Origin of the sequence: Paeniglutamicibacter sulfureus (assembly GCF_030512175.1) — a bacterium.
Lineage (GTDB): Bacteria > Actinomycetota > Actinomycetes > Actinomycetales > Micrococcaceae > Paeniglutamicibacter > Paeniglutamicibacter sulfureus.
In genome coordinates this window covers 1033026-1047939 of the sequence record NZ_JAULBL010000002.1, presented here as the reverse complement: position 1 = coordinate 1047939, position 14914 = coordinate 1033026, and the positions used below count along the sequence as shown (strand labels likewise).

14 protein-coding genes are annotated in these 14914 nt (G+C 64.5%); 6 read left to right on the top strand and 8 right to left on the bottom strand.

All coding sequences use genetic code 11. From position 1 onward, the window contains the following. Positions 1-61: 61 nt before the first annotated feature. The 3 genes from Q2T94_RS11455 to Q2T94_RS11445 all read right to left on the bottom strand — a co-directional run bounded on the left by Q2T94_RS11455 (position 62) and on the right by Q2T94_RS11445 (position 3715). Positions 62-877: an ABC transporter permease subunit gene (locus Q2T94_RS11455; protein WP_302264430.1), complete on the bottom strand. Its 816-nt coding sequence runs from the start codon at positions 875-877 to the stop codon at positions 62-64. Next, the gene (locus tag Q2T94_RS11450) at positions 874-1821 is read right to left on the bottom strand and encodes an ABC transporter ATP-binding protein (RefSeq protein WP_302264429.1); all 948 of its coding nucleotides are present in this window, start codon (positions 1819-1821) and stop codon (positions 874-876) included. Before Q2T94_RS11450 ends, Q2T94_RS11455 begins: the two co-directional genes overlap by 4 nt. A gap of 199 nt (positions 1822-2020) precedes the next feature. Next, positions 2021-3715 (bottom strand): L-aspartate oxidase, encoded by a 1695-nt coding sequence (locus tag Q2T94_RS11445; protein ID WP_436836845.1) that lies wholly within the window; start codon positions 3713-3715, stop codon positions 2021-2023. A gap of 123 nt (positions 3716-3838) precedes the next feature. On the opposite strand from Q2T94_RS11445, the gene Q2T94_RS11440 reads away from it, so the two are divergent. The 5 genes from Q2T94_RS11440 (at position 3839) to Q2T94_RS11420 (ending at position 8063) form a co-directional block, all read left to right on the top strand. After that, a complete protein-coding gene (locus Q2T94_RS11440; RefSeq protein WP_302264425.1) occupies positions 3839-4783 on the top strand; it encodes a LysR family transcriptional regulator in 945 nt (314 codons plus the stop codon). A gap of 176 nt (positions 4784-4959) precedes the next feature. Next, positions 4960-5775 carry a DUF4184 family protein gene (locus Q2T94_RS11435; RefSeq protein ID WP_302264424.1) on the top strand — a complete coding sequence of 272 codons (816 nt, stop codon included), beginning with the start codon at positions 4960-4962 and terminating at the stop codon, positions 5773-5775. 203 nt (positions 5776-5978) lie between these two features. After that, the gene (locus tag Q2T94_RS11430) at positions 5979-6470 is read left to right on the top strand and encodes a nucleoside deaminase (RefSeq protein ID WP_302264423.1); all 492 of its coding nucleotides are present in this window, start codon (positions 5979-5981) and stop codon (positions 6468-6470) included. A 223-nt stretch (positions 6471-6693) separates the two neighbouring features. After that, positions 6694-7905, top strand: coding sequence for an XdhC family protein (locus Q2T94_RS11425; RefSeq protein WP_302264421.1), 1212 nt, complete (start codon positions 6694-6696; stop codon positions 7903-7905). After that, entirely contained in the window at positions 7896-8063 is a 168-nt protein-coding gene (locus Q2T94_RS11420) for a hypothetical protein (protein ID WP_302264420.1), read from the top strand. The genes Q2T94_RS11425 and Q2T94_RS11420 overlap by 10 nt, the downstream gene beginning before the upstream one ends. 28 nt (positions 8064-8091) lie before the next feature. Here Q2T94_RS11420 and Q2T94_RS11415 read toward each other — a convergent pair whose 3' ends face one another. The 5 genes from Q2T94_RS11415 to Q2T94_RS11395 form a co-directional block, all read right to left on the bottom strand. After that, positions 8092-8712: a nucleotidyltransferase family protein gene (locus Q2T94_RS11415; protein WP_302264418.1), complete on the bottom strand. Its 621-nt coding sequence runs from the start codon at positions 8710-8712 to the stop codon at positions 8092-8094. A 142-nt stretch (positions 8713-8854) separates the two neighbouring features. Then, a complete protein-coding gene (locus tag Q2T94_RS11410; protein ID WP_302264417.1) occupies positions 8855-9850 on the bottom strand; it encodes a glycine betaine ABC transporter substrate-binding protein in 996 nt (331 codons plus the stop codon). Positions 9851-9852: 2 nt separating this feature from the next. After that, entirely contained in the window at positions 9853-10635 is a 783-nt protein-coding gene (locus Q2T94_RS11405) for an ABC transporter permease (protein ID WP_302264416.1), read from the bottom strand. Continuing rightward, a complete protein-coding gene (locus Q2T94_RS11400; protein ID WP_302264415.1) occupies positions 10632-11882 on the bottom strand; it encodes an ABC transporter ATP-binding protein in 1251 nt (416 codons plus the stop codon). Before Q2T94_RS11400 ends, Q2T94_RS11405 begins: the two co-directional genes overlap by 4 nt. Beyond that, positions 11875-12516, bottom strand: a complete 642-nt coding sequence (locus Q2T94_RS11395; protein WP_264269488.1) for an ABC transporter permease — start codon at positions 12514-12516, stop codon at positions 11875-11877. Before Q2T94_RS11395 ends, Q2T94_RS11400 begins: the two co-directional genes overlap by 8 nt. Positions 12517-13551: 1035 nt before the next feature. Between Q2T94_RS11395 and Q2T94_RS11390 the strand changes: the two genes are divergently transcribed. Continuing rightward, a complete protein-coding gene (locus Q2T94_RS11390) occupies positions 13552-14913 on the top strand; it encodes a type III PLP-dependent enzyme domain-containing protein (protein ID WP_302264413.1) in 1362 nt (453 codons plus the stop codon). The last annotated feature ends 1 nt before the right edge of the window (position 14914 follow it).

Below are 14914 nucleotides of genomic sequence, written 5' to 3'. Positions count from 1 at the left end.
GTGGCCGCGTCGATTTCAACCCGGGCGCACGCAGTGTCAAACGAGAATCCGGATCCCGCCGCTACGCTCCCCCGACGTCGCGGCGGCGCAGCGCGAAGACGGCGAGCGCAACGAAGAGGACGTTCAGGCCCGCCAGTCCCCACAACGCGCCCCAGTCCACGCCGTTGGCCACCGGCTGCCCGCCGAGTGCCCAGTGGTACGGGGAGAAGGCGTGCATCCATTGCAGGTCCTCGCCCTGGTTGCCCAGCGCGTTGAGCATGTAACCCCCGACAGCCACCAGGGCGCCGGCCGCGGTTCCGTGCGTCCGGTGCCCGCCCGCGGCCCCGCCCAGCAGCGCCGCGGTGCCGCCGAGCAGCACCAGCAGCAGGAACTGCGCCACCGCCTGGAAGAGAATTCCGGGATCAAGTCCCAGCTCCGAGGGCCCGTTCAGCGCGAGCACCCCCGCGCAGATCACCGCCATCAGGAAGGCCATGCGCAGCAGCAGCGCCAGGGACCGTTCCAGGACCACCTGGGTGCGCCTCACCCCGTGGGCGAGCGTGAGCTCCAGCAGGCCGGCATCCTCGTCCTCGCCGATGGCCGCCGCCCCGGTGCCGATGGCCACGGCCGAGGAGAGCATGAATCCCAGCAGGCCGAAGAAGGTCGCCTGGGCGTAGCCGGCGCCCGTCGCGATCTGGTCGTAGTTCAGCGCCCGGATCAGCTCCTCGGGCAGCGAAGCGAGCAGCTTTTCCATCTCCGGCCCGGCCATGGACGGGTAGAGCGGAAGATAGAGCGCCAGCACGGACACAAGCACCAGGGCCCAGACGAGCGTGGAACGCCAGGAGTCCAGCAGCGCCTTGCCCGTCAGTGGCAGGAACGGGCGGCGGGTGGCGGGCGTCATGGCCGCGGCTCCCCCGCGCGATGGCGTCCGTTGCCGGGAGGTGAGCCATAGAGCTCCAGCACCGCTTCCTCCAGGTCCGGCTCCTCAAGGACCAGGTCGAGCACCTGGATCCCGGCCAGGGCGTGCAGGAGCGCACCGACCTCGCCGGAGAATTTCGCCTCGAGTGCGCCGACCCCTTCGCCGAGCCGTTCGGTGTCCAGTAGCTCCAGACCGGGTAGCGGTTCCAGCGCCCCGGCCAGCGCCTCCGGGTCGGTGGCGGCCAGGACGCGCAGCCGGCGCCGGGCACCTGCCCGCAGCTCCTGAACGGTGGCCGTGCGCACGATTAATCCGTCGCGCAGGATCGCCACGCGGTCCGCGGCCTGTTCGATCTCGCCGATCAAGTGGGAGGAAAGGAAGAGCGTTTGCCCGCGCCCGCGGGCGTCCTCGACCATCCCGAGGAACTCCCGCTGCATCAGCGGGTCCAGGCCGGAGGTGGGTTCGTCGAGGATCAGCAGCTCCGGATCGTGCATGAATGCCTGCACCAGTCCGAGCTTCTGCTTGTTGCCCTTGGAGAGCTTGCGCGACTGCCGGTCCAGTTCGAGTCCCAGCCGCGAGGCGAGTTCCTCGATGCGGCCGGGTGCCACGGGTCCGCTGATGGCGGCAAAGTGGTCCATCATCCTCCGCCCGGTGATCCGCCGCTCCAGGGCGAGTTCACCCGGCAGGTACCCGATGCGGCGGCGGATCTCCGGGCCTGCCCGGCGCGGATCGGCGCCCAGCACCCGCACGGTCCCGGCCGTGGGCCTGATGATGTCCAGCAGGCAGCGCATCGCGGTGGTCTTGCCGGCCCCATTGGGACCGATCACCCCGAAGACGCTGCCGCGCGGGATCTCGAAGTCGATGCCGCGCAACGACTCGCGCCGGGCGAAGCGCTTGGCAAGACCCTGCACCGAGATGACGTTCTCCATGCCGCTTCCCCTCCCGGAGCGCCTGCCACGGGCTTCCCCTTATGCTTCATTGTCGGTCCTGAGGAGGATCCACACCATAGGCCCGCAAGCCATGGGCGTTGTTGGCCGCGGGCCGACTCAATTGAACGGGGATTATTCCGTCGCCGCCCGCCTGATTTTGTGCCCCGACGTTCACGGACAGACTGCCTATTCCACGAAGTTACTCGACCAGTTTGCCGGCGCTCGAGACCTCCTTGATCAGCTCGGCGATTTCCTCCGGAATCTCCGGGATCGTCTCCCGCACCACACCCTCCATCGGTGACCACACCAGGTTCACCCGCAACGCCGGGTCCATCTCCGGGTAGTCGCTGCGGTTGTGGCAGCCGCGCGTCTCGCGGCGTTCGATCGCGGCCTCGAGCGTGGCGCGGGCTGCCAGCGCCGACCCCTTGAGGTCGAATGCGTGGGCCAGGTCCTGGTACCCGGCGATGTCCGGGTGGATCCCGACGTTCCCCATGCGCTCCTCGATGTCGTCCAGCTTGGCGAGTCCTGTCAACAGGCCTTCCTCGTCCCGCACAACGCCAGCGTGGTCTGTCATCATGTTCCGGATGGCACGCTGCAGCTCGCGGACGTTTTCCTGCCCGTCGGCCGCGAGCAAGTCATCGATCTCCGCCCGCGCGCCGGCGATGGCGCCAGCCGAACGTGGCTGGGAGTCCAGGGAAGCCGAGTACTTGGCCGCGGCGCGGGCCACGATGCGGCCAAAGACCAGCAGCTCGATCAACGAGTTGCCGCCGAGCCGGTTGGCTCCATGCAGTCCGCTGGAGGCCTCTCCGATGGCATAGAGGCCTTCGACGTCGGTGCCGTGATCGTCAGGGCGAACCCAAACCCCGCCCATGGAGTAGTGCGCGGTGGGCGCAATCTCGATGGGATCGGCCGTGATGTCGAGCATCTGTGTTTCCATCATGGTCTGGTAGACGCGCGGCAACCGCTCCATGATGGTTTCGCGGGGCAGGTGCGAGATATCCAGCCAGACGCCGCCGTTCTTGGTGCCGCGGCCTTCCTTGATTTCGGTGTACGCGGCCAGAGCTACGCGGTCCCTGGTGGAGAGCTCCTTGCGCACCGGGTCGTAGCGTTCCATGAACCGCTCCCCCAGGTCGTTGCGCAGGATGCCGCCCTCGCCGCGGGCTGCCTCGGAGATCAGGGTGCCGGCGGCGTTTTCCGGTTCAATGATGCCCGAGGGGTGGAATTGCACCAGCTCAGGATCGCGCAACCGGGCGCCGGCATCCACGGCCAGGCGGAAGGCGTCCCCGGTGTTTTCGTCGCGGCGGGAGGAGGTGCGGCGCCAGATGCGGGTGTGGCCTCCGGCGGCAAGGATGACCGAGTCGGCATGGATGAGGTAGCGCTTGCCGGTGTTGATGTCGAAGCCGTAGGCGCCGAACACCTGGTTGTCGCGGACCAACAGCCGGGTGACGTAGACCGAGTCAAGGATCGGGATCTGCAGTTGTTCGGCCCGGTTCACCAGACTGCGCTGGATTTCCAGGCCGGTGTAGTCTCCGGCGAAGGCTGTGCGGCGGAAGGTGTGCGCACCGAAGAAGCGCTGCGAGATGCGGCCGTCCTCCTCCCGAGCGAATCCCATGCCGTAGCGTTCCAAATCATGGATTCCCTGCGCGGCGCCTCGGGCCACGATCTCCACGGTGTGCGGGTTGGCCAGGAAGTAGCTTTCCTTGATGGTGTCGGCTGCATGCTGCTGCCAGCTGTCGTCCTTGTCCATGGTGCCCAGCGCCGCGTTGATGCCGCCGGCGGCAAGCGAGGTGTGGGCATCGTTGCGCGGGCGCTTGCCCAGGGCGAGCACGTCCACCCCCATTTCCGCCAGTTCGATGGCCGCCCGCAGGCCCGATCCTCCGGTGCCGATGACCAGGACTGTGGTGGAAATCTGTTGCTCATTCGCGTTTGTTGTTCTCATGTATTCAACGCTAAGAACCGGATCTTGATCCGTCCAATGAATTGTTTGACTCGTTTCAATGCGGATACGCTATCGAACATGAACCTGGAACAGCTCCAAAGCTTCGTGGAAGTCGCACGCATCGGTCATTTCACGCGCGCCGCTGCGCATCTGCACCTTGCCCAGCCCTCGTTGAGCCGACAGATCTCCACCCTCGAGTCGGACCTCGGCTCCGAACTCTTTCATCGGGCACGGGGCAACATCACACTGACGGATGCCGGGGAATCGCTCCTTCCGTTGGCCAAGCGCATGCTCGCCGATGCGGATACGGTCCGCTATGAGATGCAGGAACTGGCGGGCCTGAAGAAGGGCAGGGTCCGTCTCGGTGCCACCCCGACTCTGTGCATCAGCCTGGTTGCCGACGTGCTGACCTCGTTCCATGTCGCCTACCCCGGCATCGATCTCCACCTGACCGAGCAGGGTTCTCGGGGCCTGCTTGATGAATTGGCCGGCGGAGCCCTCGACATCGCACTCATCACCACCTCGGAGGACGGCGCACCCCCTGCCACCAGTCTCCAGCGGATCCCGCTTCTCACCGAGGAACTCGTGGTCATCTCCTCGATGCGGAGTCCGATCCTGGAGGACCGCCAGTCCCTCACCCTGAAAGAACTGGCGGCCATCGAACAGATCACCTTCCATGAAAGCTACGACCTGCGTGCAACTACCATGCAGGCTTTCCATGCCGCGGGCCTCACCCCCAAAGTCGTGCTCGAGGGCGCCGAAATGGACGCCGTGCTGCGGTGCGTGGAACGCGGGCTCGGTGTCGCGGTCGTTCCCGCAATGGTCATGGTGGACCGGCCCGGGCTGCGCTCGGCCAGGCTCACCGCACCGAGCCTTTCTCGCACCATCAGCCTCGCACACCGCAACGACGTGACCCCGACACGCGCAGCCCAGGCCATGCAGGAAATGATCATCGACACCGCGGACATCCTCGCCTCGGCCAACCCCGCCGCGACAGGATTGATCACCCGGGCGCCGCAGTAATGAGCCGCGCATTGCCCGCTGCTCAACGGCACGACTCGTTGCCGGCCCCAACGTGGCGGTGCCAACACTCGATTCAGCCCTGAACGCGGCTATGGACGATTAGGCTTGAAGGCAGGCCCATTCGCACCTGATACAAGGTGCCCCGTGGGCCCTGAAACAACTTTTCGAGGATTCCCTTGCCTTTCACACTGGCCCACCCGGCTGCCGTCCTGCCATTCCTGCGTCAACCCTTCGTTCCGATCGCCTTGGTTGCCGGAGCCATGGCCCCGGACATCCCGTACTTCGCCATGGTGTCTTCCACCAGTGACGCCTGGTACGCACCCATGCTGAATGGCGCCAACTCGCACGACCTTTCCCAGATCCTGACCGTTGGCTTGCCGCTGGCGCTGGTCTTGGCCGGGTTCCTGTGGCTCGTGGCCAAACCGCTGCGGTGGGCGCTTCCCGACTCGTGGGTCCTGGACAAGCCAGCGCTCAAGGGCCGCCCGCCCACGAGCGCCCGGGTTGCACTGTGGACGTTCTATTCGCTGATGCTTGGACTTCTCACGCATCTGGCCTGGGACTCGTTTACGCACTCCTACGGCTGGGTCGTTGAACAGGTGCCGTTGCTGGCCAGCAAACCCGTTGCCGGAATTGCCGTTTACCGTCTCCTGCAGCATGGCAGCACCTTGGCTGGTTTGGTGATCTTGGCCCTTTGGTACCTCAAACGGCAGAGGGCATCGGGCCACCCCGTGAAAACGAGCGAACCCGCTGGCCAAGCGGTCCGCACCATCCTGCTGGCCCTGTTCCTGGTGGTTCCGGCCGTGACTGCGGCTGTCCTTGGCCTAGGCTCGACACCTATCCTGGAGGATTCAGCAAGCGCTGGGTCTTTCCTCTGGATCATCATCACCCGCGGCGGGGCCGCGTTCGTTATTGCCTTGGCTGCCTACGGCGCCGTGTGGCATATCGTTGCCTTGATCCGGAAGCTCCGCGCCATGTCCAGGGCCCGCGCCTAGCCCCTCCACCAATGGTGGCGTTGTCCATCTTCACTTGCTATGTTGAAGAATACCGACGCCGGTTTCCCTGCGGAGGGGAAGGCATCCACCATGGAGTGCCAAGCCACCGGCCGTTTCGAAGCCGCAGAGTGTTGCCAAGGGCCGATCAAGGCCAAGGCATCTTTTCTCCGGCGCTTCTCCTGATGGGTAAGGAAGTCGCCACCATGACGGGCACCACCGATTCAGCAGTAAACCTCGCGGCAGCCATCGCCATTGCCGCGGACAACGTCCGCAATGCGGGCGGTCCCTTCGGGGCGCTGATCGTGGCCGCCGACGGATCACGCTTCGAGGGCGTCAACAGGGTCACCGCGAACAACGACCCCACCGCCCACGCCGAGGTCACGGCCATCCGCGCCGCCTGCAATGAACTCGGAACCTTCGACCTCACCGGTGCCGTGCTGTACTCCAGCTGCGAACCCTGCCCGATGTGTCTTGCTTCAGCCCTCTGGGCACGCGTGTCTCGTGTGGTCTTTGCCTCCGACAGGCACGAGGCGGCCGAGGCGGGATTCGACGACGCGGCATTCTACGAATACTTCGAGGGCCGCGAGGCGGAACGAGCCACCCTGATGCCGGTCGAACGCATCACAGACGCCGGGGTCGATCGCCACGAGCCTTTCGCGTTGTGGGCTGCCCTCGACACCCGCATCGAGTACTAGGCACGGCGAGTCCGTTGAAATTCACCGACCGCAACCGCCAGCCGGCCAGGGACGGCACGCCCCCACCGAGCACCCGCATCTCGATGCCAAAACCCCCGCTGCGAAGTCGGCGAGCCCGGCTCCGGGTTCCGGTCGCTCATGTGGCTTGTACCGGCGGGTCCTCCCCTTTGCCTTCCACTCGATGCGATCTCGCTACTCTTGGGCGTCCCCAAGGATTCGAGCCATGCTGAATCTCCATTCCGCGTTGAACACCTCGATGGCGGCTGTCGGCGAATCCTTCGCTGTGGCCACCATCGTGGACACCCGGGGTTCAACCCCGCATCCCCGTGGAACCTCGATGCTCATCCACGAGGATGGCCGGATCACCGGGTCGCTTTCCGGCGGCTGCATCGATGCGGCCGTGCACACCGCGGCGCTCGAGGCCATGGTGCAAGGGACCTCGCGCCGGGAACATTACGGCTATTCACCCACCGATCCTTTCGCCACCGGACTGATGTGCGGAGGTGAAGTGGACGTGCACATCGCACCCTTTGACGCCGGTTCATCCATGCACCGGCTGCTGGAAACCTATGCTTCGCTCCCGTCAGCGGAACCGGTGGCCCTGGTTCGCCGGATCGATGCAGGGTCTTCCGACTGGACATTGATTTCGGATCCCTCCACCCTGTCCGTGTCCGACCTGGCCGGGCTGCTGGCCCCGTTGGCGGGAGAAGACGGCAGCCCACACGCCGCCAGGCTCAGTTGTCCGCTCGTTGCCGCCGGCCGCACCGGAGTCATCAAGCTAGACCAGGAATCCGGTTCCTGCAGTGCCGGGGCCGTCGAGCTGTTTGTCGAGTCGCGGCTCGCCCCGCCACGCATGATCGTTTTCGGGGCCAACAGCTATGCTGAGGAACTGCTGAAACTGGCCCCTGCGCTCGGTTACTCCTCCACGCTGTGCGACGCCCGCGCCGCCTTCACCCTGCAGCCGCGCTTCGGGGTTGCCGACGAGATCTCCACGCTCTGGCCGCATGACTACCTGGCCGGCGAAATCGCCGCCCGACGCGTCGATGAACGCACGGTGTTGTGCGTGCTGACCCACGACCCGAAATTCGACATCCCGTTGCTGGCCCTAGCGCTGGGGCAGCCTCTCGCCTACGTGGGTGCCATGGGCTCGCGGACCAGCCACGAATCCCGCATGCGCGAGCTGCGGGCAGCCGCTGTCCCCGAAAAAACGCTGGCCACCCTGCACTCCCCCATCGGTCTTGACCTGCAAGCCGCCACCCCCGGCGAAGTTGCCATCGGGATTGCCGCGGAGATCATCGCCAGCAGGTCGCCCCTGGCCACGGGCTCCGCCCTGAACACCCTGTCTGGCCCCATCCACGGCGGAGTCCCCGGCAACCTTTCTGCCAACGAAGCATCCCACCAACCCGCCAACCCGGAGGCCCCGGCATGGACCTGAACACGGTCGGCCATGGTTCCGACTGCCATCCATTGCGCCAGCGGCCTACCGCGACGACAACCCCGGACTCCCCGCATGGAGCGCTGGGCGCACCGCTCTTTGAGGAGATGCTCATCGATGGCACGGCGAAGGCCACGACCGACGTGTTGCGGCAGTAGCACGTCCCCACCGTTACCGATATAACCGCTACTTCCAGCCGAGTGCCTCCAGGTCGGCGAAGGTGTCGAGGTCCAGCCCGGTGTCCAGGTCCGAGCAGTCGACGAGGTCGACTAGTTCCCGGTTGGCGGCCAGGTAGTCCCGCGCCCCCACATCGCCGGAGGCTGCCGCTGCCGCCGCCGGAATGTGCTCCGGGGCGAAGAGCACGGGGTGTCCGCGCCGCAACGACGCGTCGTCCCGGCGGTAGCCGGCAGCGGTGATCCGCCCTGCACGGTGTTCAGATGCTATCCGGCGGACAAGGGCTGCGCTCATGCCCGGTTGGTCCACCAGCGCCACCAGCGCAGCCGCCCCGTCGGGGACAGCGCCCATGCCCAGCGCAAGAGACGACCCCATGCCGGTGGCCCAGAGTTCGTTTATCAGCACCGTGGCACCGGGTTCGTTGACCTGCTCCCTGACCCGTGTGGCTTCGGCCCCCAGCACCACCACGACCCGGTTGCAACCTCCGCCCCGGAGCGCGGCAAGTGCGGAGCCCAGCAGACTCTGGCCGTTTGGGTTGCGCAATAGCGCCTTGGGGCCGCGGCCCAGGCGCGATCCCGCGCCGGCGGCCAGCAGCACGCCCACCACGGGAGGGCTCTGATTGGGGCTGGTCATCTGCCCATCCTAGGTCCTAACGCGGATCAGTGCCCCACAAGGCCGGGGCCTCTGCGGGCGCCTACGACCGGACACGTTGAAGGGGACGTTTCCTTATTGGAAGCGTCCCCTTCAACGTTGGACAACCGGATTTTCGGACCTGTTACGGCTCGGTGATGAAGCCCTCCGCGACCATCCATTCGAAGGCCACGTCCGCGGGCTCGCGGCCGTTGACGTCGACCTCCAGGTTCATCTCCTGGAGTGCTTCGTCGGTGAGCAACGGGGCGATCTTGGCAAAGACATCCTCGATGCCCGGGTATTTGTCGGAAAATTCCCCGAAGAAGACCGGAGAAACGTTGTAGGCGGGGAAATACCCCAGGTCGTCCTCCAGAACCGTCAGGTCAAGGGCCTTGATGCGGCCATCGGTCGTGAAGACCTCGCCGAAGTTGCAGGCACCGTTGTCGGTGGCACTGTAGATCGCCCCGGTGTCGTAGAGCCCCACATTGGTGTCGGGCACCGACTTGGGGTTGCCGCGTTCCAGCCCGTACAGCTCAAGCATCGGATTCAGGCCGTCGGCCCGGGAATTGAATTCCGCGTCAACGCAAAACGTCAGGTCCTTGGGATCAAGGTCCTTGAGCTCGGAAAGCTTGCTGATCCCGCCGAGGTCCTCTACCGCTTCACTGCGCACGGCCATGGCGTAGGTGTTGTTCATGGGTGCGGGCTTGCCCCAGAGGATCCCGTTCTCCTCGAGGTCTTGGTCGTGCACCACCTGCCACTGCTCGGACTGGTCGGCGATGCCTGTTTCGTGCCCCAGGTAGGTCAGCCAGGCGGTTCCCGTGTATTCCCACAGCACGGAGGCCTGGCCGGACACCAGCAGCTCACGGGCCGGTTGGCTGCCGGGAACGCCCGTCAGGTCGTTGACCTTGAATCCGGCGGCCTGGCCGGCCAGCACGGCAATCTTGCCCAGAATCAACTGTTCTGTGAACGACTTGCTTGTCACCGTCATGGTGGGATTCCCCGGGAGGTTGGGAAGCGGGCTAATGCTTCCCTGCCCGGCGGGCGGCACATACGAGCCCGCGGAGGACAGTCCACATCCGGTCAGCAGCACGCCGGCCGCCGCCACGAGTGCGGTTGACTTGATCCATTTTCCTGCATTCATCTCTAAAGTCCTTTCGGCCGGGCGAGCTGCTCCACGACACGGCCAAGCCAGTCGATGAGCAGCGCCAGCAATGCCACCAGCAGGGATCCTGCAATCAGCACGACCGTGAGGTTCAGGTTCACGCCGGTGGTGATCAGGATGCCCAGACCGCCGCCGTTGATGAAGGCGGCGAGGGTGGCGGTGCCAACCAGCAAGACCAGCGCGGTGCGGATGCCCGAAAGCATGACCGGGACAGCCAGCGGCAACTCGACCTTGAACAGCACGGCCATGGAACTCATGCCCATGCCGCGCCCCGCCTCAACGAGGCGTTCGTCAACCTGCTTGAGTCCGACCATGGTATTGGTCAGCACCGGCAGAATCGCATATAGCACCAGTGAGATAACGGCAGCCCAATATCCGAAGCCCACCAGGAACGCCAGGATGACGACCAGGCCAATGGCCGGGGCCGCCTGACCGATGTTTGCCACTGCCATCACCGGGTTGGTGAACCTGCGCATCGAGGGGCGGGTCAGCACGATTCCCAGCGGGATGGCGATGACCAACACGATGAGCGCTGCCACTACCGTGAGGTTCAGGTGCTCGACGGTGTAGCCCCAGAGGACTGCCGGGTCCAGCGTGGTGCGCTCGGTATCGCTCAGGTCCGAGTTGGCCAGCCAGATCGCCACGGCGGCCAGTGCTGCGAGGATTCCCAGCAACTGAAGCCCCAGCACCAGCCACGGACGCTGTACGGGGCGGCTCGGCTCGGTGATCTGGGCGAGGTTGGAGCCAGCGGCAAGGGTACTCATCGCGGCTCCTCCGTACTTTGCGGCTCCGCCGCCACGGCATGCTCCACGGCGAGGGCCGGAATGGCGCCGGAGTTCAATCCAACGGGTGCCTCGGAACCGTCCGCGGCCGCGGCGTTGGCCTGGGAGATGGCCTCCATGATGGTCTGCACGTTGATCAGGCCTCGGAAGACGTCGCGCCTGCCCGTGACGACGGCGGTCTCGGAACTCGAAACCAACATGGTGTCCAATGCGTCATTCAGGGTGGACTGGTCGCTGACCGATGGCATCGACTCGTCGATGGTGTCGTCGACCACCTGCAGGCGGGAGAGCTGGCGACGGGTGAGGCGTCGAATGGGCCGGCGGCGTTGGTCCAGGACCACCGCATACGATGCTCCCTTGCCCTGGAGCCGGGATAGTACATCGCTGGCCAACTCGCCTGGCAGCGCGGTGATCGCATCCATAAGCGCGACCTCGTTCACCCGGGTCAGGGTGAGCTGCTTGAGGCCGGCACCGGAGCCAATGAAGTTCTCCACGAACTCATTGGCGGGGTTGGCCAAGACGCGCTCCGGCGAATCGTACTGGACCAGCTGGGCACCCTCGTTGAAGACGGCGATCCAGTCACCCAGCTTTACCGCCTCATCGAAGTCGTGCGTCACCATCACGATGGTCTTCTGCACCTCGGACTGGATGTTCAGCAGTTCGTCCTGCAGGCGCTGGCGGGTGATCGGGTCAACTGCGCCAAAGGGCTCGTCCATGAGCAGCACCGGCGGATCGGCGGCCAACGCCCGCGCAACGCCAACGCGCTGCTGCTGCCCGCCGGAGAGCTCCTTGGGATAGCGATCGCGGTAGATGGCCGGATCCAGCGAGACCAGCTCCAGCAGCTCATCGATGCGGGCAGCGATCTTGTCCTTTTTCCAGCCCAGCATCTTGGGAACGATGGCGATGTTCGCTGCCACGGTCATATGCGGAAAGAGTCCCCCGGCCTGGATGACATAGCCAATGCGGCGGCGCAGTGTGTCGCCGTCCATCTTGGTGACGTCTTCGCCGTTGATGACGATCTTTCCGCCGGTGGGTTCGATGAGGCGGTTGATCATTTTCAGGGTGGTCGTCTTGCCGCAGCCCGATGGGCCAACGAGCATGACGATGCTTCCTGCCGGTATCTCGAGGGTGAGTCCGCCGACGGCAGGCTTGACCTGGCCGGGGTACTGCTTGGTGACTTCGTCAAGCAGAATTGATGCGCCAGTGATGGCGTCAGAGGATTCAGACACGGATACCTCGCGGAGTGGTAAGTCGGCCGATGCCGAGCAAAATGAGATCGAGAATGAAGGCCAGGATGACCACGCCAATGACTCCGACCAGCACTGAGTCAAAGGCCTTTGCTCCACCCAGGCGGGAGAGGCCGGAGAAGATGAATCCGCCGAGGCCGGGGCCCAAGGCATAGGCGGCAATAGCGGCAACGCCCATCACCATCTGGGCCGATACCCGGATGCCGGACAGGATGACGGGCCATGCCATGGGAAGTTCAACCGTTGCCAGGGTGCGCATGCGGCTCATGCCGATGCCGCGGGCAGACTCAACCACTGACGGGGAGATGCCGGCCAGGCCGACGATGGCATTGCGGACAATGGGCAGCGCGGCAAAGAACGTCACCACGATGACGGCGGGGGTCACGCCGAACCCGAATGGGGCGATCAACAAGCCGATCGCAGCGAACGAGGGGATGGTCAGGCCAATGGCCGAGACCCCGTTGGCCAGGGAAGACAAGGACTTATTGCGGTAAACCAGCGCCGCAATCACCACGGCGATAATCGTCGCGAGGATCAGACACTGCGCAACTAGCGAGAAATGTTGCCACGAGGCGAACAATATTTGGCGGAATCTTTCGCCAATGAATTCAAACACATCAAAACCTGCTTCACTTTGGTTACGTAGCCTGCTCTCATCGGCCCGAAGGCCTCAGATACCGTGCAAACATACGTGAAAGGGGGCTTCATATCTACTTGGGAGTGCCTCGGGCAATCCATCGAGATTGAATGGGAATTGATGGCTTTATCCGGGAATTATCCGTTCAAAGCGGTATTTGAAGAGTCGAAGGATATCACCACGAACTGTCGGAAAATCCTTGAAAACATAGGGCTGACAATGGATCTGGTCTCCCCACGCGAGTGTCTCCCGATCCTACTTCGCGTGTCCCCGGCCCAACAGCCCGCCAAGCGTCCCGAAGAGCAAAACACTGAGTCAAAAAAGTAGTGGCCCTCACATCAGAACGTCGGATTCCGATCCGGGGAGGCACTTCGAATTGCATGTATTTTTCAACCCCTCGCACGTTCCTGTGCAGTTCCGATCGGGACGTGCCGCATGGTTCGTCAACCATCTGCGCGTTGGACACCGCTGAGAGAAAGGGGAAATCCTGTCCGGAGGCGGGACAGGCAGGGTGCCCATGGCCGTTGGCGCCAGCCTGGCCGCTCCGGAACAAGGCCCACCACGGACCCATGGAGAACCTCTTCGTGCCACGACAGAATTCGCGCATCCTTGCCCTTTCAACGACGTCGAAATCAACACTCGAGGCCCATTCGGGGCATCTCACCGCCGTTCGTTTTTCACATTCGGAAGGTGCCAATCCCAACATGTGAATCGTCGATTAATTCCTTTCATTCCGGTCTGTGCAGCCCGCCAGAGCGAACGGTGGAATGCAGTAGATGTCATCGCGGCCATCGGTGGCCGAACGCTGAAGGGCGATTCACCTTTTATTCATTCGGGCCGTTGTGGTTCCGTCATGGTGCCGCAGCCCGGCATCACCACCGCCGTGGGCCTGTTCGCGTTCCGGAATGTGTTGGCGGATTATTCCCCGCCGTGTTACACATTAAGCCTGTGTGTCCGTAACTCCCCATGACCATCCAATACAGTGCCTCTGGCCGAATTAATAAGGAATTAGCCGTGGATGATCTTGCACAATCGGAACGAACGACCCTGGCCTCCCCCGCCTATGCTGTCGACATGATCGCCAACCTGGGTCGCGTCACCCTCGACTGGCGACACAAAGCCATACCAGCCCCCTTCCAGGGACAAAGCGCCGCCGAATTCACCTCGGGGGACGTGGAGCTTTCCCAGCTGCAAACGCCGCTGTTGACCCTGGACCTCACGGCCATGACCCACAACCTCAAGCAGATCTCTGCCTGGGGCAGCGCGCGCGGGGTGTTGTTGTCCCCGCATGGCACCACCACCATGGCCCCGCAATTGTGGGCCGAACAATTGGAACGCGGCGCGTGGGGCATCACCTTGGCCAACTACGCCCAAATGCGTGTGGCACACGCCCATGGCATCGCGAGGGTGCTGCTCCCCAATACGCTTTCCGATCCGAGGGCCATCGCCTGGGTGTCCTCGGTGACCGGGGACGATTTCGAAGTGGTCTCATGGGTCGACTCGTTGCAAAGCGTGGAGCTGCTTGAAGCCACACTCACGCAACTGGCCGCAAGCATGGAAAGCACGCCCACTCCCCTGCGGGTGATGGTGGAGCTCGGCGGCTCCGTCGGCCGCACCGGCGCCCGTACCATCAATGAAGTACTGGACATCTCCCGCGCCGTTGCCGCATCCACCCACCTCATCCTTGTGGGCATCGGGGGCTATGAGGGTACACCGGCCCACGGCGCCGACGAGGCCGCCCTGCAAACGGTGCGTGATTACCTGGTGCAGATGTTCAAGGCGCACAAACTCATTTTGGCGTCCGGGCACTACGCCGCCGGGGCAAATTTGATCTTGAGCACCGGTGGCAGGGCCAGCTTCGAGGATGTTGCGTCGATGCTGTCACCCGCCATTGACGCCGGCACCGGCGCCGGGGGCCGTCGGATCGATGTCTTGATCCGGTCCGGGGACTACCTGGTGCATGACGACCGGTTCCACCGCGGCATTTCACACTTCGCCCGCCAGCGCATTGCCCCGTTTCGCGCCGCCATGCACGGCTGGGCCCGCGTGGTTTCCCAGCCCGAGGCGGGTCTGGCCCTGCTCGACGGCGGCAAGCGCGATTTCCCCTTCGATGAGGGACTGCCCGAACCAGAAATGATCGGTCCAGACCTGGGCAGCAAAATGACCGAATTGGTCGGTGCGAGCATCGTGACGCAATACGACCAGCACTCTTTCCTGCGCTTCGATCCGGCCACCACCACGGTAAAGGTCGGCGACGTGATCCGGCTGGGCCTGTCCCACCCCTGCACTGCCTTTGACAAGTGGTCGTTGATCCCGGTTCTCGAGGATGCAGTGGAGGACCAACGGGTCGTCTCCCTAGTTCACACCTTCTTCTAAT

What these genes read in the sequence shown, in the direction of transcription:
- Q2T94_RS11415 (WP_302264418.1), bottom strand. Translation starts at nt 8,712, where the DNA reads ATGACCAGCCCCAATCAGAGCCCTCCCGTGGTGGGCGTGCTGCTGGCC.
- Q2T94_RS11405 (WP_302264416.1), bottom strand. Translation starts at nt 10,635, where the DNA reads ATGAGTACCCTTGCCGCTGGCTCCAACCTCGCCCAGATCACCGAGCCG.
- Q2T94_RS11420 (WP_302264420.1), top strand. Translation starts at nt 7,896, where the DNA reads ATGGACCTGAACACGGTCGGCCATGGTTCCGACTGCCATCCATTGCGC.
- Q2T94_RS11410 (WP_302264417.1), bottom strand. Translation starts at nt 9,850, where the DNA reads ATGAATGCAGGAAAATGGATCAAGTCAACCGCACTCGTGGCGGCGGCC.
- Q2T94_RS11440 (WP_302264425.1), top strand. Translation starts at nt 3,839, where the DNA reads ATGAACCTGGAACAGCTCCAAAGCTTCGTGGAAGTCGCACGCATCGGT.
- Q2T94_RS11425 (WP_302264421.1), top strand. Translation starts at nt 6,694, where the DNA reads ATGCTGAATCTCCATTCCGCGTTGAACACCTCGATGGCGGCTGTCGGC.
- Q2T94_RS11455 (WP_302264430.1), bottom strand. Translation starts at nt 877, where the DNA reads ATGACGCCCGCCACCCGCCGCCCGTTCCTGCCACTGACGGGCAAGGCG.
- Q2T94_RS11450 (WP_302264429.1), bottom strand. Translation starts at nt 1,821, where the DNA reads ATGGAGAACGTCATCTCGGTGCAGGGTCTTGCCAAGCGCTTCGCCCGG.
- Q2T94_RS11430 (WP_302264423.1), top strand. Translation starts at nt 5,979, where the DNA reads ATGACGGGCACCACCGATTCAGCAGTAAACCTCGCGGCAGCCATCGCC.